The organism is Lysinibacillus sp. A4 (assembly GCF_024919535.1).
Lineage (GTDB): Bacteria > Bacillota > Bacilli > Bacillales_A > Planococcaceae > Lysinibacillus > Lysinibacillus capsici.
In genome coordinates, this window is sequence record NZ_JANWTB010000001.1 from 117756 (window position 1) to 143541 (window position 25786).

At 37.6% G+C, this 25786-nt stretch carries 30 protein-coding genes; 13 read left to right on the forward strand and 17 right to left on the reverse strand.

The features are described 5' to 3' along the window. Window positions 1–151 precede the first annotated feature (151 nt). Complete coding sequence (locus tag NY607_RS00710; RefSeq protein WP_066038265.1) at window positions 152–1924, reverse strand: oleate hydratase; 1773 nt, start codon at window positions 1922–1924, stop codon at window positions 152–154. 257 nt (window positions 1925–2181) lie between these two features. Next, the gene (locus NY607_RS00715) at window positions 2182–2460 is read right to left on the reverse strand and encodes a hypothetical protein (protein WP_259418931.1); all 279 of its coding nucleotides are present in this window, start codon (window positions 2458–2460) and stop codon (window positions 2182–2184) included. Window positions 2461–2606: 146 nt separating this feature from the next. Between NY607_RS00715 and NY607_RS00720 the strand changes: the two genes are divergently transcribed. The 4 genes from NY607_RS00720 (at window position 2607) to NY607_RS00735 (ending at window position 5132) form a co-directional block, all read left to right on the forward strand. Next, window positions 2607–3140, forward strand: a complete 534-nt coding sequence (locus NY607_RS00720) for an HXXEE domain-containing protein (RefSeq protein ID WP_259418932.1) — start codon at window positions 2607–2609, stop codon at window positions 3138–3140. Window positions 3141–3177: 37 nt separating this feature from the next. Beyond that, complete coding sequence (locus NY607_RS00725; protein WP_054549391.1) at window positions 3178–3369, forward strand: hypothetical protein; 192 nt, start codon at window positions 3178–3180, stop codon at window positions 3367–3369. Window positions 3370–3458: 89 nt separating this feature from the next. Further along, window positions 3459–4409 (forward strand): bile acid:sodium symporter family protein, encoded by a 951-nt coding sequence (locus tag NY607_RS00730; protein WP_237900568.1) that lies wholly within the window; start codon window positions 3459–3461, stop codon window positions 4407–4409. Between the two features lie 75 nt (window positions 4410–4484). Beyond that, window positions 4485–5132 (forward strand): pentapeptide repeat-containing protein, encoded by a 648-nt coding sequence (locus tag NY607_RS00735; protein WP_131519989.1) that lies wholly within the window; start codon window positions 4485–4487, stop codon window positions 5130–5132. A 345-nt stretch (window positions 5133–5477) separates the two neighbouring features. Here the strand turns inward: NY607_RS00735 and NY607_RS00740 are convergent, their stop codons facing one another. Then, window positions 5478–5924 carry a GNAT family N-acetyltransferase gene (locus NY607_RS00740; RefSeq protein ID WP_259418933.1) on the reverse strand — a complete coding sequence of 149 codons (447 nt, stop codon included), beginning with the start codon at window positions 5922–5924 and terminating at the stop codon, window positions 5478–5480. Window positions 5925–6136: 212 nt separating this feature from the next. Continuing rightward, window positions 6137–6622 (reverse strand): DUF2975 domain-containing protein, encoded by a 486-nt coding sequence (locus NY607_RS00745; RefSeq protein ID WP_131519987.1) that lies wholly within the window; start codon window positions 6620–6622, stop codon window positions 6137–6139. A gap of 239 nt (window positions 6623–6861) precedes the next feature. On the opposite strand from NY607_RS00745, the gene NY607_RS00750 reads away from it, so the two are divergent. Next, a complete protein-coding gene (locus NY607_RS00750) occupies window positions 6862–7680 on the forward strand; it encodes a MerR family transcriptional regulator (RefSeq protein ID WP_259418934.1) in 819 nt (272 codons plus the stop codon). Window positions 7681–7697: 17 nt separating this feature from the next. Then, window positions 7698–8882 carry an MFS transporter gene (locus tag NY607_RS00755; RefSeq protein WP_131519985.1) on the forward strand — a complete coding sequence of 395 codons (1185 nt, stop codon included), beginning with the start codon at window positions 7698–7700 and terminating at the stop codon, window positions 8880–8882. A 15-nt stretch (window positions 8883–8897) separates the two neighbouring features. On the opposite strand, the gene NY607_RS00760 is transcribed toward NY607_RS00755, so the two are convergent. The 4 genes from NY607_RS00760 to NY607_RS00775 all read right to left on the reverse strand — a co-directional run bounded on the left by NY607_RS00760 (window position 8898) and on the right by NY607_RS00775 (window position 11882). Then, window positions 8898–9236 carry a hypothetical protein gene (locus tag NY607_RS00760; RefSeq protein ID WP_259418935.1) on the reverse strand — a complete coding sequence of 113 codons (339 nt, stop codon included), beginning with the start codon at window positions 9234–9236 and terminating at the stop codon, window positions 8898–8900. 150 nt (window positions 9237–9386) lie between these two features. Next, on the reverse strand, window positions 9387–10064 hold the full coding sequence (locus NY607_RS00765) for an ABC transporter ATP-binding protein (protein WP_112117959.1): 678 nt from the start codon (window positions 10062–10064) through the stop codon (window positions 9387–9389). Further along, window positions 10065–11189 (reverse strand): ABC transporter permease, encoded by a 1125-nt coding sequence (locus NY607_RS00770; RefSeq protein WP_237900558.1) that lies wholly within the window; start codon window positions 11187–11189, stop codon window positions 10065–10067. A gap of 126 nt (window positions 11190–11315) precedes the next feature. Further along, on the reverse strand, window positions 11316–11882 hold the full coding sequence (locus NY607_RS00775) for a TetR/AcrR family transcriptional regulator (protein ID WP_048393822.1): 567 nt from the start codon (window positions 11880–11882) through the stop codon (window positions 11316–11318). Between the two features lie 364 nt (window positions 11883–12246). Between NY607_RS00775 and NY607_RS00780 the strand changes: the two genes are divergently transcribed. The 3 genes from NY607_RS00780 (at window position 12247) to NY607_RS00790 (ending at window position 13543) form a co-directional block, all read left to right on the forward strand. Next, window positions 12247–12792 carry a DUF7010 family protein gene (locus NY607_RS00780; RefSeq protein ID WP_131519983.1) on the forward strand — a complete coding sequence of 182 codons (546 nt, stop codon included), beginning with the start codon at window positions 12247–12249 and terminating at the stop codon, window positions 12790–12792. 127 nt (window positions 12793–12919) lie between these two features. Beyond that, entirely contained in the window at window positions 12920–13369 is a 450-nt protein-coding gene (locus tag NY607_RS00785) for a DinB family protein (protein ID WP_237900556.1), read from the forward strand. Between the two features lie 51 nt (window positions 13370–13420). Next, window positions 13421–13543 carry a hypothetical protein gene (locus tag NY607_RS00790; protein ID WP_256451369.1) on the forward strand — a complete coding sequence of 41 codons (123 nt, stop codon included), beginning with the start codon at window positions 13421–13423 and terminating at the stop codon, window positions 13541–13543. Between the two features lie 371 nt (window positions 13544–13914). On the opposite strand, the gene NY607_RS00795 is transcribed toward NY607_RS00790, so the two are convergent. Beyond that, window positions 13915–14331 (reverse strand): GNAT family N-acetyltransferase, encoded by a 417-nt coding sequence (locus NY607_RS00795; RefSeq protein ID WP_131519981.1) that lies wholly within the window; start codon window positions 14329–14331, stop codon window positions 13915–13917. A 213-nt stretch (window positions 14332–14544) separates the two neighbouring features. Here NY607_RS00795 and NY607_RS00800 point away from each other — a divergent pair, with 213 nt between their 5' ends. Further along, entirely contained in the window at window positions 14545–15417 is an 873-nt protein-coding gene (locus NY607_RS00800) for a DMT family transporter (RefSeq protein ID WP_131519980.1), read from the forward strand. 349 nt (window positions 15418–15766) lie between these two features. Next, window positions 15767–16270 (forward strand): DinB family protein, encoded by a 504-nt coding sequence (locus NY607_RS00805; protein WP_131519978.1) that lies wholly within the window; start codon window positions 15767–15769, stop codon window positions 16268–16270. A gap of 62 nt (window positions 16271–16332) precedes the next feature. On the opposite strand, the gene NY607_RS00810 is transcribed toward NY607_RS00805, so the two are convergent. Beyond that, on the reverse strand, window positions 16333–17133 hold the full coding sequence (locus NY607_RS00810) for an SDR family NAD(P)-dependent oxidoreductase (protein WP_016991487.1): 801 nt from the start codon (window positions 17131–17133) through the stop codon (window positions 16333–16335). A 456-nt stretch (window positions 17134–17589) separates the two neighbouring features. Here NY607_RS00810 and NY607_RS00815 point away from each other — a divergent pair, with 456 nt between their 5' ends. Continuing rightward, window positions 17590–17781 (forward strand): hypothetical protein, encoded by a 192-nt coding sequence (locus tag NY607_RS00815; protein ID WP_131519977.1) that lies wholly within the window; start codon window positions 17590–17592, stop codon window positions 17779–17781. A gap of 46 nt (window positions 17782–17827) precedes the next feature. On the opposite strand, the gene NY607_RS00820 is transcribed toward NY607_RS00815, so the two are convergent. From NY607_RS00820 to NY607_RS00845, 6 genes are all read right to left on the reverse strand, one after another. Further along, on the reverse strand, window positions 17828–18040 hold the full coding sequence (locus NY607_RS00820) for a hypothetical protein (protein WP_131519976.1): 213 nt from the start codon (window positions 18038–18040) through the stop codon (window positions 17828–17830). Window positions 18041–18075: 35 nt separating this feature from the next. Then, on the reverse strand, window positions 18076–18627 hold the full coding sequence (locus NY607_RS00825) for a DUF1697 domain-containing protein (protein ID WP_131519975.1): 552 nt from the start codon (window positions 18625–18627) through the stop codon (window positions 18076–18078). A gap of 94 nt (window positions 18628–18721) precedes the next feature. Then, complete coding sequence (locus NY607_RS00830; RefSeq protein WP_131519974.1) at window positions 18722–19759, reverse strand: threonine aldolase family protein; 1038 nt, start codon at window positions 19757–19759, stop codon at window positions 18722–18724. 627 nt (window positions 19760–20386) lie between these two features. Further along, on the reverse strand, window positions 20387–20569 hold the full coding sequence (locus NY607_RS00835; RefSeq protein ID WP_227744851.1) for a hypothetical protein: 183 nt from the start codon (window positions 20567–20569) through the stop codon (window positions 20387–20389). 71 nt (window positions 20570–20640) lie between these two features. Beyond that, window positions 20641–21195 carry an integrase gene (locus NY607_RS00840; protein ID WP_112117949.1) on the reverse strand — a complete coding sequence of 185 codons (555 nt, stop codon included), beginning with the start codon at window positions 21193–21195 and terminating at the stop codon, window positions 20641–20643. Between the two features lie 179 nt (window positions 21196–21374). Next, complete coding sequence (locus tag NY607_RS00845; protein ID WP_131519972.1) at window positions 21375–21764, reverse strand: KGG domain-containing protein; 390 nt, start codon at window positions 21762–21764, stop codon at window positions 21375–21377. A gap of 226 nt (window positions 21765–21990) precedes the next feature. Here NY607_RS00845 and NY607_RS00850 point away from each other — a divergent pair, with 226 nt between their 5' ends. Next, on the forward strand, window positions 21991–22611 hold the full coding sequence (locus tag NY607_RS00850; protein ID WP_131519971.1) for a hypothetical protein: 621 nt from the start codon (window positions 21991–21993) through the stop codon (window positions 22609–22611). Between the two features lie 84 nt (window positions 22612–22695). Here NY607_RS00850 and NY607_RS00855 read toward each other — a convergent pair whose 3' ends face one another. Further along, a complete protein-coding gene (locus NY607_RS00855) occupies window positions 22696–25776 on the reverse strand; it encodes an MMPL family transporter (RefSeq protein WP_259418936.1) in 3081 nt (1026 codons plus the stop codon). Between the last annotated feature and the right edge of the window lie 10 nt (window positions 25777–25786).

A 25786-nucleotide genomic window follows, 5' to 3' on the forward strand; every position in this document is an offset into this window, starting at 1 on the left:
AAATGAAAACCGTACACAAGAAAGCCAACCTCATAGTGCCTGTCTTTATTGGCATGGGGGTAGGTGCGTTTATCGGTTTACTTGCCTATGTAAAAGACTGGCTATAAAAAAAGAGACAAAGCCCCTCAAACTGCTTTGTCTCTTTTTAACACTATATTAGTTTACTTTCTTTCAGTAAATCATAGATGATTGTATCCTTTGTTTTATGAATACCCAATTTACCGATTTGCTTTAAGATAAATGGTGCATCAATATCTGTTAGTTTTTTACCATCCAGCAAACGAGCCGTTGATGCTAATAATGTGCGAACATCAAAGGCAGACGCAAACACCTCTGGCACACCTCGGTCAATCGTTAATAGTTGATAGACCGCCTCCATCGCCGTTCTTACGGAATATTCCGTAGTAAAGACTGTATCTTTTGCTGTTTCGCTGAAGTTGCCAATAAAGGCTAAATTAGCTGATCCTTCTGGCACAACAAGTGGACGATCACCCATTGCTCTTGGCATGAAATAAGAAGTGATGTAAGGCATATAGCATGGAATCGTATTGCAAGAATTTTGTGCAATGTCTGGAATTTCATCCACTGGTACACCCATATGGTATAACCACTCTTGTGCAATCTCAATGCCTGTACATTCTGTGATACTTTTTTTAATAAAATCACCTGGCTTGTTTGAAAGTAAGCCATAAATCCAAACAACTAACTGGTCCTTTGGTTGATTTTTAAAGTGAGGTTGGCGGTTCAATGTATAGCTTAGCATCCAATTAGAATCGGTAGCTGTGACAATCCCTCCTGTTACAACCTTACCAGCGTATGGATCCCTTTTACTGATTTTTTCAATATATGGAGCCACTCGATCATCTAATGTTGTAAGGGTAGCTGAAACAAACCAGCTTTCCTCTGGCAGATTATCGCAGAACTTTTCTGGTCGACCAAACTCTTCACCTTGGGCAGCGATATTTTTCCACAGGGACCAGCTGCCACCTAAATCTTTATTGATAGGGGCTGGCGTATTATTATCCCCGTATGTTGTACTTTCTGTAATACTACCATTTGTCACAAACACTAACTCATTTTCTGTTAGTTCAATATTCTTTTTCACACCATCTTTTCTTAACACCAATGTATGAGCTACTTTTTTGTCTCCTACCTTATCAACTAAAACATTTTCTACAACCGTATTATATTGGAAATCAACATCATGACTTTCTAAGTATTTAATCATTGGCAGCACGAGCGATTCATACTGATTATACTTTGTAAATTTTAAGGCCGATAAATCTGGTAATCCGCCAATATGATGAATGAAACGCATAATATAACGACGCATCTCCATCGCAGAATGCCATTTTTCAAACGCAAACATTGTAGACCAATAGAGCCAAAAATTCGATTCAAAAAATTCATCTGAGAAAACATCTGTGATTTTTTTGTCCTCTAATTTTTCCTCAGGCGTAAAGAATAATTTAATCATTTCTTCTGAGGATTTGTCTGATAAAGTGAACTTGCCATCATCCTCAAGTCTTTGGCCTCTATCCTTCATTAATCGACATTTTGAATAATTAGGATCCTCTTTATTAAGCCAGTAAAATTCATCTAAAACGGAAGCATTTTCTACTTCTAACGAAGGAATGGAACGGAATAAATCCCATAAGCATTCAAAATGATCTTCCATTTCTCGTCCACCGCGAATAATAAACCCTCTCGTCGGATTAAGAATGCCATCTAGACTTCCTCCTGAAATATCTAACTCTTCAAGAATATGAATGTTCTCACCTTTCATTTGGCCATCACGAATTAAAAAACATGCTGCTGACAGTGAGGCTAGTCCCGAGCCAATCAGATAAGCAGACTTTTTATCGACTCCCTCAGGTTTTTTAGGACGTGCGAAAGCTTCATAGTTACCATTGCTGTAATACATATTACCGCCTCCTAATTTATTATTCTAATATAGAATAACACAGGTTATCGACAAAATGGTAAAATGAGCTAATAATTAACAAAAAATTCAAATCCGCTAATTGTGCGTTAATTTATCTTCCCTTCTCATTGGACAAAGCAAGTGCTTGTATTTTTATAAAAGAGAACCATACAGTAAATAATCGTAATAACTCCCTTAACGCCTGCCTTAAAAAGGAAAAACCAATTCAATATGTTACTATTAGCTTTGCATAATTATTATCTCAATAAACCTTTTTCAGCCTTCATTCCCTTTTTATGTTTAGCCAATTTCTCGTTACCTCGTTTAAAATTTCCCGTCATTTTAGCTAACAATAGCTGGATTTCCTTTATCTGCCCCTCCACCTGCTGAATTTTTGCTAGTAGACGCTCAGCCTCTTTCTCCTTGACGATTTTAATGTGCTTCCCTTCATAATAAATAACGACAGTCCCCTTTTTTGTCGTTTGATATGAGAATGGTTCCTTGTTTAGTCTATTACGTTTATCGATTTCACTCACAGCTTCATCCCCGATTTCTTTTTAATTAGATTCAATAATTGCTTACAACTTTTTCTATTTTCAATATGTTATTATTAACATATATTATATAAATATGGTATTTTCAGTCACACTTCAAGCATAGTGATAAGGAGAGAGGTATTCATATGGAATGGTTGAATGTTCAAACACTAATTTGGTTGTTTCCTATTTTATTTATTATCCATGATTTTGAAGAAATTATTATGATAGAGAAATGGTTACATCATAATCGTCATAAGCTGTATGAAAGATTACCCCAAAAATTAGCCGATAAAGTGGTAAAACAATTTTCAATGAGCACCGCACAATTTGCTGTTGCTGTCTTATTTATCTTCTTGTTTGTCAGTCTCTCTACCATTCTGGCTAACTACTATTTTCTAAACGGGGCTGCTTTTACTATTTATTTTTTCACAGCTGTTACACTTGTTTTCTTTATCCATGCTTTTACCCATATTGGACAATCGCTCTTATTTCGTTCTGTTACTCCAGGAGCTATAACATCAGCCATCATCATTATTCCCTATAGCATTATTTTATTTAAATCTTTGTTTACTAGTGGCATCCTTACTTGGCATATCGTTTTGATAAGCCTGCCTTTTGGCATACTATTTTTCCCCATTGTCTTTACTGCGCATTGGATAGGAAAAAAAGTGATATAGATACATATTCATGAAAAGATAGAAAGGAGGCAGGAGAATGGCAAAAACTCCGATTTATTTAAAATTAATGATTGGTATTGGGATGGTTATTATCCTAGCTTCGTTGTACTTTTTAAAAGACCAGCCTTATTATTTATGGGTTAGGTGGACAGGTAATATTTTATTGATTGTAGGCATTGTATGGATGCCGTTCACTAAAGAAACCAATAAAAAACATGTAAATTCTTAGCAGGAGTAAATCTTCTGCTTTTTTTGCGGTAAATTTACCTACGATTATAATAAAAGTGATAAAATCAGATAAAAAAAGAAGGTCTTTGTATGTTAGAAAAACTAAATGTATTTCTCCAAAAATACATTGCGATCCTGACACCATTAAGTTTAATTGTAGGTGTATTCTTAGAAAGTATTGGACATCATTTATTATTCCTCGTCTCCTGGCTATTTGCCTTCATGACATTCTCAGGAAGCTTACATATGAAATTTAAAGATGTAAAAATTTTCATGAAGCATCCAGTTCTCATTTTATTCTCCATCCTTTTTCTTCATCTCTTGATGCCTTTATGGGCTTATTTCTTATCCACTGTTTTGTTCGATGACCATTTGTTGACTGTTGGTTTTGTCTTAGCAGTTGCACTTCCAACAGGTGTAACGAGTGTTATTTGGATCAATATTTGCAAAGGGAACTTACCGTTAGGCTTATCAATTATTTTAATTGATACGCTCCTTTCACCCATCCTCCTCCCCTCCATCCTCTATATCGTTTCGGGTGAAAAAATTGAGTTGGATGTGGCATCCCTGATTCTGAATTTACTATGGATGATTGTCTTACCCACGATTTTAGGTATCTTAGTGAATGAACTTTCGAAAGGAGCCATCCCTCAAAAAATCGGTAAAAAACTTGCTCCTTTTTCAAAGCTATGTTTATTTGCTGTCATACTGATTAATAGCAGTGCCATTGCTCCCTACTTAAAGGATATCAACATGCATCTCTTCTTCGTGGTGCTTTTAGTGTTCTTCCTTGCAGTATCAGGCTATCTATTTGCTTACCTCATTGGTCGATATCTGTTAAAAGACGGTCCACAAATGGCAACCTTTGTTTTTACTGGTGGCATGAGAAATATTGCAGTCGGTGTCATCGTAGCCACAACGTACTTTCCAGGTAAAGTCGCCATGCCTGTTGTGTTCGGTATGCTGTTTCAACAGGTGCTAGCCTCCGTTTTTAGTAAGATGGTGAATCCTTTGTATAAACCAGATAAGAGCACCGTATAGACGGTGTTCTTATTTTAGGTTTGCACTTATACTAAATAGGAGAAGCTTTTATTTATATTTGAAGGGTGTGCTAATATGTCATACAATTTCCAACTTATATCACCAAAAATATCCCCGAATCTTGACAAAGCAAATTTTCAGGATATTTTTTATGAGGAGGAACCCTATTTAACAAATTGCAAGATTACGGATACGGTCATTGCTCACGAGGATATTGAACGATTAATCGTCTCTAATGTTATCTTTAAAAATGTCACATTCATCGATTGTACCTTTCAAAAAATTGATTTAACGGACGTCATTTTTGAAAACTGTGATTTATCTAACACTAACTTAAGTGAAGGCATCATTCATAGAGTGGCCTTCAAAAACTGTAAATTATTAGGGTTGAATTTAACTGAAGCAAACCTCGGCAATGTTTCATTTGAAAATTGCCTTGCAAACTTATGCAATTTCCCCGAAGTGCGCTTTAAACAAGTGCTATTTGATAGCACCTCCCTGCAAGGTGCGAATTTTTATGATTGTTTACTTAATAAAGTAGCGTTTCAGGAAAGTGATCTAAATGATGTTGATTTCTCTCAAACTCCCTTAAAAGGAATAGACATCAGTACATGTAAATTTAAAAGACTTCAAGTAACTCCAGAAAGTTTAAATGGGTGTGAAGTCTCTACTGAACAAGCCATAGGTTTTGCTTCATTACTAGGGTTGAAGGTTAAATACTAGTTTAAGGGCTTAAAAGTTCAAGAAAAAAATAAAGCGCTTATCCTTATGCTCGGATAGCGCTCAATTTTTACAATTTGTTAATCTGCTATTTTATCATCTTTTAGTATTTTATCCTGCTATTTGAGGGCTATCCTCCTAATTTGCGGGCTATCCCTCACTTTGAACGTTCTATCCGCTACTTTTTCAGTTTTATCCTCCACTTTTAGAATTCTATCCTTCTACTTGAGGGCTATCCTCCACTTTGAGCGTTCTATCCGCTACTTTTTCAGTTTTATCCTCCACTTTTTGAATTCTATCCTTCTATTCGAGGGCTATCCTCCTCTTTAAACGCAAGGTGTCTGATAATTACAGCCTTTTATATAGCATTTCTATATGTTCTATTCCATCTTCTAAATAAACATCTGATGTCTTTTCAAATCCGAAGCCCTCATAGAATTTTAGCAAATATGCCTGCGCAGAAATGCGGATTGCGTCTTCTCCAATATCATCTAGAATGTAATCAATTGCTCTTTTAACCATTTCCAGAGACAATCCCTTTTTTCTGTAGGTTTGCTTTGTTAACACTCTTCCGATTGCTGCTTCTTGATATGCTATTCCTTTGGGTAGAATTCTTAAATACCCAACTACCTCTCCTTGGTCTTCACCAAATAAATGATAAGCATTTTCGTCTTTTGAATCTAGATCCTGATAGACACATTTTTGCTCTACAACAAAAACTTCCGCACGAACCTTCAGTATCTCATATAGTTCTTTTACTGTTAATTCATCAAATTTTTTTATCTTCCAATCCACTTTTATAGCCTCCTATACTATTCAATTTCATAAAGTATAGCAAAAGTAGAATAAAAGTGGATCAGCCCCCTTAAAAGATTAAACTACATATCTATCTAGAAATTTACTTGCGTCACTATTAAACTTCCATAGGATTCCGAATTCTAACTGATAGGTTCTACATCTCTTCTATGAGCAGTTTTCGTTTGGCTAATATCACCATATCATCCATCTCAGACCGTTAAATCATTTTCTAATTTTATATTCGTCACTTCTTGTAGAAGCCGCTGGAGGACAGCCGCAAAAATGGCGATAACTAGTGAAACAAAAATGATGAGGAGTCCCACTATTCCAAAAGGAGGATCCATTTTGTTTGTTATAAAATGAAAAAGTGGTGAAGCTAAGACATGCAAGCCACTGATTATTATCGCACACCACTTTATGTACTTTAATGCTTTTACAGATAATTCCGAGAAAGCTGTATTCGCTTCAATGTACCGTAAAAGATTAAAAGCCTGATAGAGAGCAATGTAAAAAGGTACAGCCGATCCATACATCACAATGAAAATGAGATAATTCATTGGGTAAAAATTCGGATACAAACTCGATGCGAAATGAGCCATAGGAGGTACAAAAAATATACATAGGGCAAGAATGGCCATCCCAGCCAGAAGAATTATTACCTTTAAAAAAGATGTTAAACCTGGTTTAACATTCATTGAAAGCACCTCACTTATTTAATGACACTATAAATTTAACACGAAATTTATTGATTAACAATAAATAATAGTTGTTTTTAATTATATTATTATTGTTATTTATATATTTAACATTCATTGAAATATTCACAAGCGCCTTACTACATTAGATTGTAGTAAGGTTATTTAAAAAGCATTTGACTTTCCCCTGCACAGGAAACTGTATACTTGCATTAAGTTATTAGATTGGAGGTGATATTTTGTTTAAAATCAGTGAATTTTCTAGGCTAAGCAAAGTATCCTTGAAAACATTGCGCTATTATGATCAGATTGGCATATTAAAGCCGAGAAAGGTGGACCATGATACTTGCTACCGATACTATTCAGCAGACCAGCTACTAGAGCTCAATCGGATCTTTCTCTATAAGGAATTGGGGTTTACCTTGCCACAAATTATACGTTTGCTCCACGAAGATATTTCGTTAAAAGATATACAAGGGATGTTTAAGCTGAAAAAAAGTGAGATTCAACATATTATCCAGACGGAACAGGCCAAGCTTGCACGAATTGAAGAACGTATGCAACTTTTAGAACGAGAGGGTCAGGTGGAATCAGATCAAGAAATCCGCATCAAGGCAGTGGATGCTCAGCAATTCCTTTCTTTGAAAGCACGCGGGAGAGAAGAAGATATTCCAGATCTGTTTCGTACATTTAATCAATTACTCACAAAGGAAATGCGCCAATTAGCTCAAAGTCCTCAGGTTGTTTTATGGAAAGAAATAGAGGAGAAAGAAGACGAGTTTGAATTTGAAGTCGGCTATTTTTTAACCAAGGAGCTTTCATCATTCCCTGAAACATTTCAACTACGGACTCTTCCTTCTGAGCCAATGATGGCCACAATGACCTTTCGTTCAGATTCTAACTTTGCTTGTACAGCCTGTGTTGATTTAGCTAACTGGATTGTAGAAAATAACTATCAAGTCAAGGAAAACGAACCAGGTAGAGAAATCTATTTACCATTATCTACAACCCAAAACGTCCAATTAATGGAGATACAAATACCTATTATAAATAGCTGAAGGAAGCGTGAATTGAGTTGAAAAATAAGCTGATTATCTATGTTTTATCACTCATTGTTTTTCTAATCGGAACCGTTGAGTACATTATTACAGGCGTTATTGAAATGATTGCCGTCGACTTTGGAGTAACGATTTCAGAAGCTGGGTTATTAGTGACTTTATTTGCCCTAGCAGCAGCTATTTTCGCTCCAATTCTCATTGCGCTCACGATCAATGTGGATCGCAAAAAGTTGCTTATGGCTACCGTTAGTGTGTTCATTATTAGTAACGGATTCATGTTTATCAGCTCTTCTTTTGAGTACGCACTAGGGATACGAATTATTCAAGGGGTTAGCGGAGGAATTGCTACAGTGGTAGCCATGGCAGTAGCTACTCGATTAGTTGAAAAAGAACGAAGAGGCCGTGCTATCGGCATCATTTTGATGGGACTAAGTAGTTCGCTCGTGCTGGGTGTTCCAATTGGCACATTTTTTAGCGAAATAGTTGGATGGAGAGTTTTATTTATGCTGATCGGTTTATTAACTATTCTTCCACTGCTTATCATCTATAAAAAAATTCCAGTTATCAAAGAGGAAGAAGCTGTTACACTCAGGTCGCAGCTTTCGATTTTAAAAGATTCAAAAATTCTAACTGCCCTGGCGATTACTTTATTTTATGTCGGTGGCTACGCTACCCTATTTACTTATATTACGCCTTTCTTACAAGCCACATCCCCTCTTTCTATGACCGAAATTAGTGGCATTCTATTTTTAGCTGGCATCTGTAGCTTTCTTGGCTCAAGAGTGGGCGGGCAATTGGCTGATGCAAAGGGTTCGCGTTTTACCATTTGTTTTGGCTTGCTGTTACAAGCAGTAACGCTCCTCTTATTCGCACTAGCTGGTATCAATCTCTTTGTATTGATCTTGATTTTAATGATTTTTATGGTAGCAACTTGGAGTATTTCTCCTGCCCAGCAGCTCCTTCTTGTTACACTAGTACCTCGAAATCCAGACATTGCCCTCAGCATAAATACCTCCTTTATCCAATTCGGTTTTGCACTGGGGTCTGCATTAGGCGGGTTTGTCATCAGTCATACCTCTGTCCTAAATTTGAATTGGGTCGGTTTTGGTACTGTAAGCATGGCTTTATTCCTTGCTATCTGGCTATTCCAAAAATTGAATAGTAGAGTTGAAACCCCTATTATCACTAAAGTCAAATATTAATTTTTTATCCTACCTTTATATTGAAAATGGCATATTCAATATAAAGGTAGCTTTTCTAAATATGTACTCTTGATTAAAAACATTTATATTTAAAAAATAACAGGTAAAAGCCCGATTGGATATACCTGTGGCAGCTTCCACATGAATGCCATAGAGTGAGCAAAAGTTTCGGCTCTCTGCTATTCCTTCCTTTGTATCAGGGATAAACGCATGAAATCCGCCTTTATTATGCAGCCTAGCATACTCCGTTATGGCATCAAAAACAGGCTTTAAAGCATACAGATTATTGTAGGGTTCCATCCCAAAGACCTGCGTAGTAGTTTTTGAAGAGGCTTGATAAACGTGCATAATCATCAAATGTTTTTCCTAGCTTAGGTTGATCGTTTTAACAATAAAAATCATTTAATATTCCTTTCTATAACGAAAAGGACTCGCACTTTTACTGACACAAAAGCACGAATCCTTTTTGATGAAAGCTAAATACCAGCCTCTATTTTGTATTGATTAAGATTGTTGCGTGAGCACGCCATCTTCCATACGATATACATGGTCACAGAACTGTAGCATTCGTTCATCATGGGTTACCATTATGGCAGCTTTATTACGTTCTTTTGCTTCTTTGGCAAGAAGCTTTACGACTTCAAGTGCCCGTTTAGAGTCAAGGCTAGCAGTTGGTTCATCGGCTAAAATCACTTTTGAGTTATTCATGAATGCGCGTGCAATCGCAACACGTTGACGCTCACCACCTGATAATTCATTCGGCATTTTTTTACATTTATCACTTAAGCCAAGCTCTGTAAGTAGTTGCTTTGCAAACTCTTTATCATCTTTTGTCACTTTACCACCCATTTTTTTCACCAGTAGTAATTGATCAAGTACATTTAAGTAAGGTACTAAGTTAGATGTTTGTAAAATGAAACCAAGCTCTTTTAAACGGAAACTTGCTAATTGTTTTGCTGAAAGATGAACAATATTCCTGCCGTTAATTTCTACAGTACCCTCTGACATCTGTAATAGAGCTCCTGCAATTGAAAGTAGTGTACTTTTACCCGAACCTGATGGACCGATAATGGCTACTAGTTCCCCAGCTTCTACTTCAAGTGTTGCTTGCTTTAATGCTTGGACAGTGCTAGCGCCTTCTTTATAGCTTTTAGAAACATTTTGTAATGATAATAGCGCCATTTATTCCACTCTCCCTAATGCTGTTAATGGATCGATTTTAACGATTTGACGTACAGAAACAATTGAACTTAATAATGCAATAATTAATAAAACAATCGCATAGGTAATGATTAAGGTCGGTTCTAAGTCAAATGGCATACCCTCTGGTAAAATTTTAGCCGTTAAGTATGTGAAGACGATACCAATAACGATACCTAATACTGATAGAATCGCTACTTGTGCAACAATTGCTTTACCGATGAAACCATTGCTAGCGCCAATTGCTTTCATGACACCAAATTGTTGTGTCTTTTGCATTGTAATGACGTAGAAGAATACAGCAATAATGAATGCAGAGATAACGATACAAAAAGCAAGCATCATCATAATAGTGCCGTTTTCTTCTTTATAACCAGGCATACCGTTGATTGCTGTTTTCTTTGTTACCGTTTCAACATCTTTTACGGCTTTGTCGATAGTAGATGGATCTTCTAAGTTTGGAGCCTTTAGGAAGAAAGCTTGTACAGCCTTGTCCGTATCATTGTCAAAGCCAGGAGCTGCATATTGAAAATCACGCCAGTTTTCCAGTACTGTGAAAATAGCAGGTAAGTGATTATAGGTTTCACCTTTTACATAACCTACCACTTCTAATTTCATGTCAGAGTTTGCTACTAGTAAAATATCACCAATCTTGTAGCCTGCTTCTTTTAACGTATCGTTAATAACAACACCTTTTTTGTTGTCGTATGATAATTTTTCACCCTCGATTACCTCTGGCATAAAAAATGCGTCTGGCTCAACGCCTAAAAATGCGACATCTTCCTTCGAATCGGCATCTTTTGACTTTGTTTTACCGACTGCTATTGTAGAAGCGCCAAACGCAGCGACTTTATCTACATTTTTTTGTTTTTCTAAATCATCTTGCAGATTTTCTGACAGGATCGATTTTGCGAATGTAGCCCCTGCTGTTTCTTCATAGACAACGTATTCTGCGTCGATATTTTTCAGTGTAGCGGCACTCAAAGTCGCTAAACCGTTGCCAAGTCCTGATAAAATGAACACGAGCCATGCGATTAAAATGATAATTGTGGTCATCATTACATAGCGGAACTTCGCATATTTTAATTCTTTTAGTGCTAAAAACATGATGTAGCCTCCATATTAGAAATAGAATTCATATGAGCAAAGATTGAATCCTGCTAAATATGAATTCTTTTTCATTATACACAAAAGTTACACCTGTGTAACTAAAATAAGTGACACGCTTGTTACTTATTTTGAAATACCATGTAAAATAAGCAATTTGATCTCCTTTAAAAAGCTTTCTATAGGCATATTGAGATGGTTTGGCATGTCAATCAATTGAAAAATGAAGCTAAGCAAAATAAAGTTGTTACGATCTTCTGCAATTATCCCCTCTTCCTTCCCCTGTTTAATTACTTGTTGAAGTGGTATGTAAAGTCCACCATGCATGTTATTTAATACTTCCTTTTTTTGCTTCACAACCAGCGATACGTCATTAATTTGTGAGGCGAATCCTAAAATTTGATGTAGGTCGCGCATATCAAACATACGAACAAGTAAGTCCTCAAGCTGTTGTTCAAATGATTGCGAAAAATTAACATTTGAAAGGTTCTCGATGCTTTTTTCCATTTGCCAAACCATAAATTGAATAATAAGTTCTTCTTTATTTGGATATTGTTTATAAATTGCGGCCCTTGATACACCGATACTTTGTGCAAGCAAGCTCATTGTAAACCCTTGATATCCAACAGATAGCAAAAGCTGATGCGTATGATGCCAAAGGTCTTGTTCAGAAAATTTTTTATCTCGTCCCATACGATACCTCCAATATTCTACAATGCTAACATTGAGACAAAAAAAAAGCGAGTAACCTTTAGCCATGTTTGATGTTTGAGAAGATGGCGTTTTTGTAACCCCAAAATCAATATTGTCAAATCTCCATAGGTATTTAAAATGTAAGAAAGTTGAAAGGAATGATTGCTAATGTTCGTTTCTCTTTACAAGTGTTTTCAACAATTTTAATAATTATCTTTGTCTTCATAATTTTTCGGGGGACATAGGATTCGATCACCTTCAAACTTTACAAAAAACTCCATTTCAAATCATCTGTGGTAAAAATAGAAATATACTGGTATATTATAGGTTATATTCTATTTATTTCATGAAGGATGGTGCGTTGATGGATAAAACACTGGAAGATTTACAAAAGGAAATGATTGTTGAAGTAAAAAAGGGATTTCCCATTTTACTTTCTGGTGCGGTTGTCTTTTTACTTTTTACTCTAATGCCCTTAGTTTTGCCAATCGAAGCGGTTCGTTTAAGTTGGATATTTGGCTTAGGTGCCATTTTCCCTATTGGTTTAGGCATTAGTAAAATTCTTGGGATTAATTTAAACGCTACTGGCAATCCTTTAGGGACGTTAGGAGGAATCGTTGCCGCTCCTCAAGCTTTTTACATACCTGTATTTATCATTGTGTATATGAACATACCTGAATATCTTCCCTTTACAATTGGTTTACTTGCAGGCTCTCATTTTCTGCCATACATATGGATTTATAAAAGTAAGGCTTATTTATTTGTGACTCTAGGTGTCTGCTTTTCTGCCCTGATTTTAGGTGGTTTCTTTGTTGATCAAGCCTTCACACTTGTACCTTTAGCCATTTCTATCGTGTATGGAGTGGGCGTTCTTTTAATTCTAAGAGAACTTAAAATCAATCCGATCTAATCACCTTCCTCTAGGTGATTTTTTTAATATTCCAGACCTCTTTTAATCTGAGAAAAAAGGATTCATTTCCTATCCTGTGCTTGCTCCTTTACAATAAACCTATTAATAAAAGAAAGGATGTATAGATGTGCTATTTCCATATCGTAATGATCTAAGGAAAACGTTAATACCTTACCTAAGGACACTTGATGAGGCGTTTTGGTTTAAGACATCTGATTTTTATCCAAATAATGTAGCATGGATTATTTCTCATTTATCAAGTAGCGAAGACTATTGGGTGAATGAAATTGGACTTAAAAATCCTTGTATATTAAACCTTCACGATGATTGTTCGCCTAAGGAAATACTAGATAGCTATATTCAAATTAGAAATTATACAGATGACATTCTACATACATTAGACGAATCGCAGCTCAATGAAATAGTCGAGGTGCCGAAGTTTTCCGATGGTTGGACGCCACCTTCCGTCCCTACATGTAACTGGTTGTTTCATCATGTTTACTCACATGAAGCTTACCATGTTGGGCAAATCTCTGTTATCGCGCATCTTAGTGGATTGCCAAAGCTTTTATTTTAATAAAAGGCAACGTAATGAAAGGAACAGCTTTTTAAATGGAAGAACAGTAATATGAAAAAATTTCGTGGGAAAAGGCGTTATTTCCGTAACTTATGGCGACAAACAACCACAGAGCTATCTATTGTAGACATTGACGAAGAAGGTTGGTTTAATTTGTGGCACAATTCACCTTGATTTTTACGGGTACGGCAATGATGGTTTAAAGATAAGAAGAGAGCACATCAAAGCACATATAGCCCTATATAACCGCTTATCAGAAAGGCTCTCGACATTGGGAAAACCTTATCAAATATGGATGGAGTTTGTAGAGGAGGATGCTGGTTTGGATTTAGCTAATATCCATACACCTAATCCGGCTGAGGATAATTTCCCACTAACAATAGCAAATGTAGATTGGAATTGCCCTGTCCCCAAATCCCTTAAGGATTTAATCAACTTGAATGAGTGGAGTGTAGGGCACTATAAGCAGGTATCCACTAACAGCTATTTCATCCAGTCTAAAAATGTAGGGTCGGAAACCATTGGTGGGTTTCCGCCCCTTCCCTTTAATCCAAATATTCTTGAGCTAGTTGCTGATTTTTATAGATGGCCATACCCGTTTTCAATTTTCTAAAGCCCATTTTTGCATAAAACGGTTCATTCCCTGTTGTGGCGATTAACTGAATGCAGGATACCTCCCTTAACTGTGCGATCAGATCCTCCAGAAGTAAACGAGCAATCCCTGTGCCTTGATAGGCTTGATGCACAATCACATCGTAAATGGCGGCATTAAAGACGCCATCTGACAAAGCTCTGGCAAAGCCCACTATTTTTCCATCTACCACAGCGAATACTTGATGTGTGCTTGCATCGAAAACTTGTTTGATAATCTGTTCATCATGTTTCATCCACCCAACAGATTGATAGACCTCCTTTATGATTGGCAAATCCTTCTCTTCCATCACATATTGAAGTATTACCATTTTCATCCCCCTCTTTTTGCTTTCATGAAATCTCCCTATGAAAACGATGTCTATTCTATTATACTAATAAAAAATGACTTGAGGATGGTGGGATTATTATGATGTTTGCTCCATTATTTGAACAGGACGTACCAGCACTTCTTCTTCCTTAACGGTAGAAGCTCTTTTTCTCCGTTAAGGGCATAGGTATCTATGAAAACGGAGGAAAAAAACATGAGAAATCTAATAATCGGTGCTATCTTTTTATCGCTTGCTGCGAGTATTTGGGGTGCCATGTATGTAGTTGTTAAAGTAGTGGTGGAGGTTGTGCCACCATTAGAGCTTGTTTGGATGCGCTATTTGATCGCGGTGATTGCACTTGGGATCATTGGGGTCATGATGAGGCAATCCTGGAAAATAGCTAAAAAAGATTGGCTGATCATTTTTCTTGTTGGCCTTATTGGGAACACGATTTCAATTGTGACACAGGAAATGGGCACAATGCTATCCACCGCGCAGATGGGGGCAATTATTACTGCTACAACCCCTGCTTTTATGGTTGTCTTCGCCCGTTTGATTTTAAAAGAAAGCATTACGCTGAAAAAATGCTTGTCTATCACTCTTGCCACGATTGGTGTCGGGATCGTTGTAGGCAATGGTCAAATCGATGTGACACAGCAATTAGGTGGACTCTATTTACTGCTTGCTGCCTTAACGTGGGCACTGATGTCGGTATTCGTCAAAAAGGTACCAAGCCATTACTCACAAATTGTTGTCACAACCTATACATCTATGATTGCCGTGATGTTATTGACCCCTTTTGTCCTTCCAAGGCTAAAGAATTTAGATCTGGCAAGTGTTTTACAACCGACCATTTCAGGAGGCTTGCTTTACTTAGGCATTATCTCAACAGCTGGTGGTTTTTTATTGTGGAATAAAGGGCTTCAACTAATGAATGCGTCTAGTGGCGGCTTATTTTTCTTCTTTCAACCAATTGTCGGCACATTTTTAGGCTGGCTCTTATTAGGAGAGACGATTGGGCTTTCCTTTTGGATAGGCTCCCTATTAATTTTTAGTGGTGTTTTTATTGTCCTTCGAGATGAATAAATGGAAGTGCGTTTCTATGTTAGATAGAAACGCACTTTTTATGTTGGCTCAGCTTATGGTCATTGAACGTCTTGTTGGCACATATATTGCCAATGCCTAAAGGAGCTGATATTCTGAACATCTTTTTAGATAACTTAAAGGATTTTACTTTATTAATTTTTTTACTTGCTAGTATGGTCTATTGTCGACAGCTAAAATTAACGAGGTGGCAACGGAAATTATCGATTGGTGAATGGAGCATGTACATCCTGCTCTCGATTGCCCTTCCCCTTTATGCAGTGCTTTATCTTGCTTTTCTTTTAGGAGCATAGGAAAATAAGACATCATAGGCTATTTTTGGGGGGATTTCATGTTTCAAACAATCGATCATTTTTTACAGTCTTGGGCATTTGAAGCCGCTGCTACGCAAAAATTACTTAATCATCTAACAGATGAATCACTACATCAGGCAATCACTCCGGAAAACTGGACTTTAGGACGCGTTGCTTGGCACACGGTTACTGCAATTCGAATTATTACCTCGAATTCGAATTTAGCGTTTGAAGCCCCAGCAAAGGATTTTCCAGTTCCTACCTCTGCTCAGTTCATTGCAGATGGCTATCACCAAGCGAGTGAAGCCTTTGTGGAAGCGATACAATCACAATGGACTGACAAGACAATGACTGAAACGATTGAATTTATTGGTCGACAAATGCCCAATGGTTCCCTGTTATTATTTTTACTACAGCATCAAAGTCATCATCGCGGTCAAATGACGGTTCTGATGCGTCAGGCTGGTTTAACTGTTCCAGGTATTTATGGTCCAGCGAAAGAGGAATGGGCTCAGTTTGGGTTGGAAGCTCCTCAAATGTAGCTAAGCTTGTGCCAACTAATAAAGAGGTTGTCTATTTTAAGACAACCTCTTTTATTGATTAACTATAAAGATGCTAGCCAGTTATTCGTATCAGCGATGGTTGGGTTAGCGAGGTAATGTCCGCCTTCAATTTGTAATGTTTGGCCCGTCATAAATTTTGATTCGTCAGAGGCTAAAAATACAACTGCATGGCCAATATCATCCGCTTCCCCATGATATGGTAGCGCATTAAATTTCGCATAAATGGCCAGCATTTCTTCTGGCATATTGTTTTTTGCGGCAGGTGTTAATATGAGACCTGGTGCAACCGCATTACAACGGATATGATCCTTCCCAAATTGTGTAGCAATGTTTCTTGTCATATTCACCACACCTGCTTTTGTTGCCCCATAGGCTGTACGAATTTGGTCACTGGCGAATGCAGCCATAGAAGCCGTATTAATAATTGAGCCCCCGCCCGCTTTTTGCATATGTGGAATGGCAAAACGACTACCCAGTAAAATCGATTTTAAATTCACATTGACTAAACGGTCCCATTCATCTAAATCAATATTTAATACATCTAAATCTTTCTTCAGGTTAGTTAGACCAACATTATTAAAGAGCACCGTTAATGAGCCGTATTGTTCTACAGTGAAGTTCACGGCCGCTTCAATGGAGGAAGCATCCCCTGCATCAAGGAAAACCGCTGCCGCCTCATACCCATCATTGACTAAAGTTGCTGCTGCTTCTTTCGCACCCTCTACATTAAAATCAGCAATGACTACTTTTGCACCCTCTTTTGCTAACAAGCTAGCTGCCGATAAACCAATACCAGAAGCCCCACCTGTTACTAATGCCACTTTATTTTTTACTCGATCCATTTTCAATTCCTCCTTCAAATCACACGAAAAAGAGCAAATTAGCTCTCCTAACGTAAAATAGTTTAACATTAAACTATTTAATTTTAAACTAATAACCTTTAGCATTTTATAGCTCCACTGTGAACTTGTTGATTTTACAAAGATCGTGAAGATGGCATAAATGATTCACTAAACATTCTCTATGTCTATAACGTAGTTAAACAGCATATTTTCAGGAATAAAGATATCACCAATCAGAAAACACCCAATCTTTTCGTTCAAATAGCCAATTCGATAAAATCAAATGAAGTCGCAACATCTAGTTATTTTCCTTCATCTATACAATGAATAAGTTGTTATGCTATAATACTTTTGAAAACCTCAAAGGGTATCAACCAATTCTGACTACAGTGATGCATATCGCTGTAGTTTTTTCTATGCTATAATTTCCTTAAACTTACATTATGAGGTGAGAATATGGAAACAAATACATATAGTTGTAAAGCCTGTGGCGGGCAATCTTTTTCTGAAGGAAAATTAGATGGCTATGCTGCTTTAAGACCCATGAATACCATCTTTTCCTCAGGTTCACCCCTTATTTTCACTGTCTGTACGCAATGTGGAGAAATTGCCTCTATTAAAGCCACAAAACCCGAAAAGTTCAAATAAAAAACAAGAGAGCATCATTTCAATAAATGAAATTTGCTCTCTTGCTTTATGTTTCTTTATTAGTCTTTTTTCCCCATTGATACGGCTTTTTGGACCAATTCCACATCCAAACAAAGAAATAGATGAAGACCATTGTGATGACCAACATCGTCACATTTTCTCCCCATGCAATCGACTCATGCTTCCTCCATTGATTAACCGTTCTAACAATGAAGTATAAAAAAGGATAAATAAAATAACCTACTTGATCCCGTCTCATCTAAACACGCCTCCTTTTAGAAAAGATGAATTTCTCTACTCACCAATCATTGTCGCAAGCTTCATCATCGTTTTCCAATTGCGAACTGTAGCAGGCACCTCTAGCTTATGCAGTTGTTGACTAAGCTTGGCATTGCGAATGCTATCGTAAAATAAAAGATAGACATCTCTCCCCTTGATCATGCAACGCTCTTTTTCACTTGCATATTGTAATAACTTAGCACCGTTCTCTTCAGTTGGAACTGTTGGAAGTAGTGCAACATGGAGACTTTCCCCTGTAGCTACAGCTCTTGCATCTGCTAAGTCTTGATCTGAGAAAGGACAATTGTTCACAATAGAGCAAAATTCTTCAGCTGTACGAATGATTACTGTACTCGTGATAGTGAAGGTAGTTTGAATGGTCTCTTGAATTTGCTGTTGTAAAAGTTCTTCTGATTCACTCGATTCAAACAGGATATTGCCACTTTGAATATAGGTCCGAATATTTTGGAGTCCTAATGGTTGCAACGCGTCTCTCAATTCAGCCATTTTTAATTTATTGTGCCCACCTACATTAATACCTCTTAAAAGTGCTACGTATTTAGTCATTCGCTTCCACCTTTCCTGTTATTTATAGTATAGCAAGAGTTAGGGAATAATAGGAAAAAACTGCACCCTTTGACGGAAGGTGCAGCTTGATTGGCTATACTAATTGGTGGATGTCGTCTAGTAAACGATCCACATTTTCTTTGGTCGTAGCCCAGCTTGTGCAAAAGCGCACAACTGTATGAGTATCATCGTATGCTTCCCAAATGGAGAAGGAATATTTTTCTTCTAACGTTGGAAGTAGATGGTTTGGTAAAATTGGAAATTGCTGATTCGTTTTTGAATCATAGCGCATTGCGAAGCCTTTATCGAGAAATGCCTGTCGTATCAGCATTGCCATATCTACCGCATGATGCGAAATATCCATATAGAGCGTATCTTCAAATAGCGTTTCGAACTGAATGCCTAATAATCGACCTTTGGCAAGCAGCCCCCCTCTTTGCTTGATCATGTAGCGGAAATCCCTTTGGTACGCAGGATTAACAATCACGACTGCTTCGCCAAACAATGCACCCATTTTAGTGCCACCAATATAAAATACATCACAAAGCTTAGCGATATCAGCGAGTGATAAATCACTGTCTTGTGCCACTAGACCATAGCCTAAACGAGCACCATCGATAAACAGTGGTAGGTCACAGTCTCGGCAAACTTCACGTAAGGCTGTTAATTCTGTCTTACTATAGGTCGTGCCATTTTCTGTAGGGTGAGATATGTACACTAAGCCTGGCTGCACCATATGCTCATGTGTGCTATCCAGCCAGTGCGCATCATAGCAGGCTTTCACCTGTGCCGCAGTTAGTTTGCCATCACCGCTAGGCAATGTCAGCACCTTATGACCAGTTGCCTCAATAGCTCCTGTTTCATGTACCGCAATATGACCTGTACTAGCAGTAATGACGCCCTGATGAGGACGCAAAATAGACGCTATCACGGTCGTATTCGTTTGTGTACCCCCCACTAAAAAGTGAATGTCTGCCTGCTCCGCTGCAATCGCTTTTTTAATAGACGCTCTTGCTTTTTCGGAATGCTCATCCATACCATACCCAGGAGATTGTTCTTCATTTGTAGCCACTAACCGCTGCAAAATTTGTGGATGGGCACCTTCTGCATAATCATTTTCGAATCGAATCATATCAACTACTACCTCCAAATTCTCTCTATCTATTCCTCTATCTTACGCCTGTTGCTTCATTTTCGCTATATCTTAAAGAACAGTTCACAACTTCTCTAGTAACAATAGTTACTAGTGGTGAGGTGATGAAATTTTACATATGTACTTCGGAAGAGATCGGTGCAAAACAGACCTCCTCCGCTTTTGATCACGTTATAAAAAATTTGCTCTTAGTTCGATTACTTTGAATTCTCGTAAGCCAATTTACTAGCAATATCTCCATAATTCAGAATGGGCCACCTTCATTCCCCACCGGAGCCACAGGATGAGTCACTCGTAGTAGCACTAGAATCAGCACACTGTTGGCTGTCCTGGGAGGAAAGATATGCATCATTTGTTGAAAAATCGTTAGGGGAATGGATATGGTGGTTGTGCTCATTCGATTTGCTGTGATTTTTATTTGCATTACTGACGATGCCTATGACAACGACAACTCCAACAAATACGATAAATAAAATCATTTATTCCAGCTCCTTTCATTCATTCTATAAATTGTAACATTAAATCAATGCTCGGTAGTACAGTTCTATGTAAAAGTGGCAAATAGATAAAATAACACCACAATCGGAAATGATTGTGGTGTTTACGTTATGATTGCGATTTGCGTGTGGCAGATTTTTTTGAACGATTTCCTTCGCTCGAATTTTTCTTTTGCTCTTGTGTTAGAGCATTTTCTTCGCGCACATCTAAATCATCTGGACTTAAATCTGTCGCTAATTCCGCCAACTCTGACTGACGTTTATATTGCTTGCCCTTTGTCAAAATGATCACCTCCAAGTAGTATTACATTGCCCTATTTGGTTTGATCTATTCCCGCGACGGTATGAAATGATGATTTCTAGCTAAACTAATTGCACCATCTGCTGGTTCAAAAGATGGTGATAAGCTTGTAAATCTTGCTCATATAAACGCTGATAGGTCGCTAGGCTATGCTGTTTAATATAGTCAAAGTCCTTTTCAGGAACTAAGTGATGTGTATGGTTAAGCATCCATGCATTTTCCCAAGCCGTTTGCTCAAATTGAATATTCATTTCATGTTCTTCAATCAGCATGGCTAGTAGTTGTTCCTGACGATATATTTCTTTTAAGGCATGTTGCTTTTTCATCGTAAAGATTTCAATTGTACGTGGAAGTGACGCCTGTAATGCTTGTCGATCCACTGCATGACCTAGCTCATGAAGGGTCATTGTTTTGACATAAATTTCAAGTGAAGTTGGAAGCATTAGTTCATTTCTTGCCTCTACTAATCGTTTCGCATCAAATCCTACATAATCCCCAATAAAGTTATAGCTCATATTAATACCTGAATCATCTTGTTTTATCTTGACCGTCATGTTCACAGCCTGCACGACGGATTGAATTACCTGAAATAGTTCTTTATCTTTAAGTTGTGTCATTCTCTCTATCCTCATTTCCTCTAAAAACAAATAGAAGCGGATTAAATATATACTACAATTAGGAGAAATTCAACAAATTTATCCTGTGGATTGAGAGGAACTTAACAACAAAAAAGGCGCCTGTAGTTTAAAACTACAAACGCCCTGTGTGTGAAGGGTTTCAAGCTATTTAAAAGTGATTAGTTATTATTGTTATTTCGACGATTTTGATTGCCGTTGGAGTTGTTACTACGCTGTTTACTGCGTGCTTCTCCACCTTTACGTCCTATTTCTTCATAAAAATCGTCGTCGTGCTTTTCAGAGGTAGCTTCTCCGCCTTTGCGGCCAATTTCTTCATAAAATTCTTCGCCGTGGTTTTCAGCCGTAGCTTCTCCACCTTTGCGGCCAATTTCTTGATAAAATTCATGTCCATGATTTTTAGACGTAGCCTCGCCGCCTTTACGTCCTATTTCTTCATAAAAATCACGGTCATGATTTTTGGAGGTAGCTTCTCCGCCTTTACGTCCCGCTTCTTCGACAGTCATGTTTTCATTGTTGTTTCTGTTGCGATTGTTTTGCTTGTTAGCCATTTCTATTCCTCCTAAATATTTTTTTGAGCTTTTTACTAGCTCGCTATTTATATTCCCAGTCAAAACACATCTAAACATATTTTTTTAAAAAATTGATTTTCTTATTGTAATAGAATACTGTTAGGAGCTGATTGTTAACAAGCCCATCAATCATATACATGTACCCTTTCCAATATAATACTAATCTATAGTATGTCATCGATGATGAAAGAAGGGTGATGGAAAAATGACGACGCTCACAAAGCCATCTATTGGTTTAACACAATTTACAGACTTCACAATGAAGGGAAGTGCAGCGAAAACAAAATTTGTGAAGGATATCAAATATCAGGGAGAGTACCATCCAATAAAAGATTATTGGAAAGCCTTGCGTGATGGATTAAAAAAATACCATGAGCAGCGTTTTAATGATACCTATTTACTCGACATCGTGGATAATGCCCTTCCTGCACGCCAGAAAAATTACCAAGAAGCCGTTAAAGCCTATATAAAATTCTTAAAAAATAAAAACGTTCAGTGGTTTGAACCAGGTAAGGCAAATTGGTATTGTGACGATTTAATTGTGCGTTCCAATCCTGAGCTCGGTTTAATCATTGACGATGTGCCCTATTTAATTAAGCTGTATTTTAAAGGAAAAAATGAGCGCATCGATAAACATAAATGTCGATCTGCCCTCACTCTTCTAAAAGACTCCCACTATGCGATTGAACATCCAGACTCTGTTAAACATGCCATTTTAAACGTGCAAAAAGGTCGCTTGATTACAGATGATGATTCAACAGACTATCATCAAATTGCCCTCGAATCGGATGCAGCTCAATTTATGTTTATTTGGAATAGGCTCTAGCTAAAATGTGGATTTGGAAAATACCAAATCCACATCTTCATTTCATATAATAGTATTTTTTCTATTCTAAAAAAATAGATGACATTACAGATTTTTCTCTTTTCTATTTGCTAGGAATAATTTTATTTTGTCGGCAAACCCAAACCAAGCTGGAATAAAAATTGGCATCATCATAAACGTCAAGATCACTAATCCAATAATGACTGCCATCGCTACCTGAATCAGCGTAATAACGCCAGATGGCATTAATGCAGCAAAGGTGCCACCTAAAATAACAGCCGCTGCTAAAATAATGCTTCCCATCTGTAGGCTTGTCGGAATAATTTCCTTCAGTCCTGCTTGTGCTGTCTCGTTATAGCGCATCAACAAGAAAATCGAGTAATCCACACCAAGTGAGACAATCATAATGTACGTAAAGAACGGTACATTCCAGCTAAGCATGTCATAATCTAGCAGCTGTTTCGCTATCATTTCAGTTATACCAAGGCTGGAAAATGTCGCGATTAATAAGCTGGCATTAATAATAAGTGTTTGTAAAAAGGAGCGTGTGATTAACCATAGAATCACGCTAATGCCGGCAAGCATCAGTACTGCACTTCGTATAAAGTCAGCTGAAGAAATTTCTTGTAAATCGATATTACTCATTGTTTTACCTGTTAAATAGCCGTTTGCTTGCTGCAATAACGAACTTTCCACATAGCTGTCTACTCGACGCTTGATGTCACGCATAATCGTCATAGCTTCTTCCTTATAGGGATTGACATCCAAAATAATCATGAAGGTTGCGGCATGACGATCATCGGTCATATAGGCATTTAAGCTTTCTTGGAATTCACCCTGTAACACCTCTGCTGGTATAAAGAATGTCCCTGTTTCTTTGTTTGACAATTCATGTAAATAGCTATTTGCATCATCTAATCCTGCGTAGATATCTTCTAGCCCTTCTGCTCCTTCGCCTAATCCATTGCGCAGTTCCACCATGCTATCCTGTAGACTAATTAATTGTTGCTGTAATTGCTGTTGACCTGCTTTTACCTCAGCTAATCCATTGGTTAAATTGTGTGAACCAGTCGTTATTTGATTGGCTCCTTGTGCTGCTGTCCCTATTCCTTGGGATAAATCATTGACACCATTTTTTAGAGTACGAGCGCCTGCTTTTAAAGTCACAATGGCTGATTGAGCATTACCTAAGGAAGTATTGGCTTGCCCAAAAGTCTGTGTTAATTGATTAAAATGGGCTGAAAGTGATACAGCATCTAATGCATTTAACGAACTTAGTCCCTGCTGAGCAGTCCTTATAGTTGTTTGGATGTTGTCATCTTCTGCTGCTTCCGGGTTTGCTTGGACATACGCATTCATGGCCCCTAAAATACCTTCGAACGCTTGTTTAGAGGACGTGATTAGCTGCTCGATTTGAGAAAAAATGGAACGATATTGTTGAAAGCCCGTATCAATTTGTTGATAGGAGGTTTGTAATTGATTGAGCCCTTGCTGAAGCTCCCCAAGTCCCGCTTCTAGGGATACTGTCCCGTCTATTAAATCGGTAGAACCATTTGTTGCATTGTCTAAGCCATTCGTTAATCCCTGTAAAGCATTCGTTAAATCACTAGCCCCATTCTGTAATTGTATGGTGCCATTAATTAAATTTTGGACACCACTGACATCTTGTTCTTTCGATAATTGATTGGTGGCATCCTGTAGTCCTTCTTGAATGGAACTGACACCCTCCTGTGCTTCTCCTAAGCCCCCCTGTAGTGTATTTGCTTGTTCATTCACATAAAGATCAGCAATACGCTCCCCCTCTGGACGTGTCGGAGAATAGACTTTCGCTACACCAGGTGTATTCGCAATAATGCCAGTTAATTCATCTAATGCACGTAAATAATCAGTGCTTGCGAGCGATTCATTTTGTTGGATGACAAGTGTGGCGGGCGCACTCATACCAGGCTCATAATGTTTTTCAATCAAACTAATTGCCTGCTTCGATTCATATTTGTCATCGATTTCTACTAAATCATTATAATTAAGCTCTCCTGAATAGTGATAAATAAATGGTACAGTGAGGATACAGGCAAAGATAATGCCAACGATAGGTCTTGCAAAGGCGTTTTTTGCTAAAAAACCCCACAGCTTATTTTCAGTATGCTCTGATATAACCTTACTTGGCCAAAACAGCTTAAAGCCAAGCAATGCCATAAAGAATGGGTTTAATGTCATCAAAACCGCCAATAAGATACAAATGCCAATCGCGATTCCACTAACACTTTGATACAAGGTAAATTTTGAAAAATACAACACCGTAAAGCCTATTAACACAGATGAACTGCTTAGTAATACGGTTTTGCCTGCGGTTCTGTAGGTGTTTTGTATCGCCTTTAAGATATGATTTGTTTTAGCCAATTCCTCTTTAAAGCGAGTAAACAAAAGAATATTGTAGTCTGTACCAATCCCAAATAATATGACAACTAAAAATACTTGTGTAAAGTTAGAAAACGGAAAATCCCAATAATTAGTAAGTAAGGCGATGATGGATAATGATACAGCATAAGCCAACCCTACTGTTAAAAGCGAGATCAATGGAATGATCGGTGAACGGAAAATAATCACTAATATGGCAATGATAAAGACAATAGCAATGATTTCAGTCTTTTTCACACCTTCTTGGGTTGTGGCAGAGAAATCATCCATCACAATATCGGCTCCTGTTACATATGTATCCATTGGTAAATTTTTTACTTCCGCCCTTAATAGCGCTGCTGCTTCACTGGCTGTACCGATCTTTCTATCGATTGACAATTGTGCCATGACGGTTGTATGGTCTTTACTAACCAATTGATTCGCCGCCTGCTCACTGTCTGTATGGAAGAGCGCATTTGTGATAAGAAGCTTATTTGTGTTTAAATGATGAAGGACCCCTTCGATTGCCAAATAATCAGTAGCTGTTAAACCCTTTTCTTGATGAAATACATAGACAAACGAATAGGTATCCTTCCCTTCGTTTTGAATATCGTTTAACAGCTCTGTGCCAATGACACTCTCTAAGTCACTAGGCAATGTGATTTGTCCTTTATCTAGTACAAGTTTTTCAAGATTAGGCATTATCATCAGCATCACGATAACTGTTATCACCCAAAAAACAGGACTCAATATCCATGACTTTTTCATGCTTTTCTTC

Excerpts from the sequence above, each read along its gene's own strand:
- NY607_RS00710 (WP_066038265.1), bottom strand. The coding sequence starts at position 1,924 with ATGTATTACAGCAATGGTAACTATGAAGCTTTCGCACGTCCTAAAAAA.
- NY607_RS00720 (WP_259418932.1), top strand. The coding sequence starts at position 2,607 with ATGGAATGGTTGAATGTTCAAACACTAATTTGGTTGTTTCCTATTTTA.
- NY607_RS00725 (WP_054549391.1), top strand. The coding sequence starts at position 3,178 with ATGGCAAAAACTCCGATTTATTTAAAATTAATGATTGGTATTGGGATG.
- NY607_RS00730 (WP_237900568.1), top strand. The coding sequence starts at position 3,459 with ATGTTAGAAAAACTAAATGTATTTCTCCAAAAATACATTGCGATCCTG.
- NY607_RS00735 (WP_131519989.1), top strand. The coding sequence starts at position 4,485 with ATGTCATACAATTTCCAACTTATATCACCAAAAATATCCCCGAATCTT.
- NY607_RS00745 (WP_131519987.1), bottom strand. The coding sequence starts at position 6,622 with ATGAATGTTAAACCAGGTTTAACATCTTTTTTAAAGGTAATAATTCTT.
- NY607_RS00760 (WP_259418935.1), bottom strand. The coding sequence starts at position 9,236 with ATGATTATGCACGTTTATCAAGCCTCTTCAAAAACTACTACGCAGGTC.
- NY607_RS00765 (WP_112117959.1), bottom strand. The coding sequence starts at position 10,064 with ATGGCGCTATTATCATTACAAAATGTTTCTAAAAGCTATAAAGAAGGC.
- NY607_RS00770 (WP_237900558.1), bottom strand. The coding sequence starts at position 11,189 with ATGTTTTTAGCACTAAAAGAATTAAAATATGCGAAGTTCCGCTATGTA.
- NY607_RS00775 (WP_048393822.1), bottom strand. The coding sequence starts at position 11,882 with ATGGGACGAGATAAAAAATTTTCTGAACAAGACCTTTGGCATCATACG.
- NY607_RS00780 (WP_131519983.1), top strand. The coding sequence starts at position 12,247 with ATGGATAAAACACTGGAAGATTTACAAAAGGAAATGATTGTTGAAGTA.
- NY607_RS00790 (WP_256451369.1), top strand. The coding sequence starts at position 13,421 with ATGAAAAAATTTCGTGGGAAAAGGCGTTATTTCCGTAACTTATGGCGA.
- NY607_RS00795 (WP_131519981.1), bottom strand. The coding sequence starts at position 14,331 with ATGGTAATACTTCAATATGTGATGGAAGAGAAGGATTTGCCAATCATA.
- NY607_RS00800 (WP_131519980.1), top strand. The coding sequence starts at position 14,545 with ATGAGAAATCTAATAATCGGTGCTATCTTTTTATCGCTTGCTGCGAGT.
- NY607_RS00805 (WP_131519978.1), top strand. The coding sequence starts at position 15,767 with ATGTTTCAAACAATCGATCATTTTTTACAGTCTTGGGCATTTGAAGCC.
- NY607_RS00810 (WP_016991487.1), bottom strand. The coding sequence starts at position 17,133 with ATGGATCGAGTAAAAAATAAAGTGGCATTAGTAACAGGTGGGGCTTCT.
- NY607_RS00815 (WP_131519977.1), top strand. The coding sequence starts at position 17,590 with ATGGAAACAAATACATATAGTTGTAAAGCCTGTGGCGGGCAATCTTTT.
- NY607_RS00820 (WP_131519976.1), bottom strand. The coding sequence starts at position 18,040 with ATGAGACGGGATCAAGTAGGTTATTTTATTTATCCTTTTTTATACTTC.
- NY607_RS00825 (WP_131519975.1), bottom strand. The coding sequence starts at position 18,627 with ATGACTAAATACGTAGCACTTTTAAGAGGTATTAATGTAGGTGGGCAC.
- NY607_RS00830 (WP_131519974.1), bottom strand. The coding sequence starts at position 19,759 with ATGATTCGATTCGAAAATGATTATGCAGAAGGTGCCCATCCACAAATT.
- NY607_RS00840 (WP_112117949.1), bottom strand. The coding sequence starts at position 21,195 with ATGACACAACTTAAAGATAAAGAACTATTTCAGGTAATTCAATCCGTC.
- NY607_RS00845 (WP_131519972.1), bottom strand. The coding sequence starts at position 21,764 with ATGGCTAACAAGCAAAACAATCGCAACAGAAACAACAATGAAAACATG.
- NY607_RS00850 (WP_131519971.1), top strand. The coding sequence starts at position 21,991 with ATGACGACGCTCACAAAGCCATCTATTGGTTTAACACAATTTACAGAC.
- NY607_RS00855 (WP_259418936.1), bottom strand. The coding sequence starts at position 25,776 with ATGAAAAAGTCATGGATATTGAGTCCTGTTTTTTGGGTGATAACAGTT.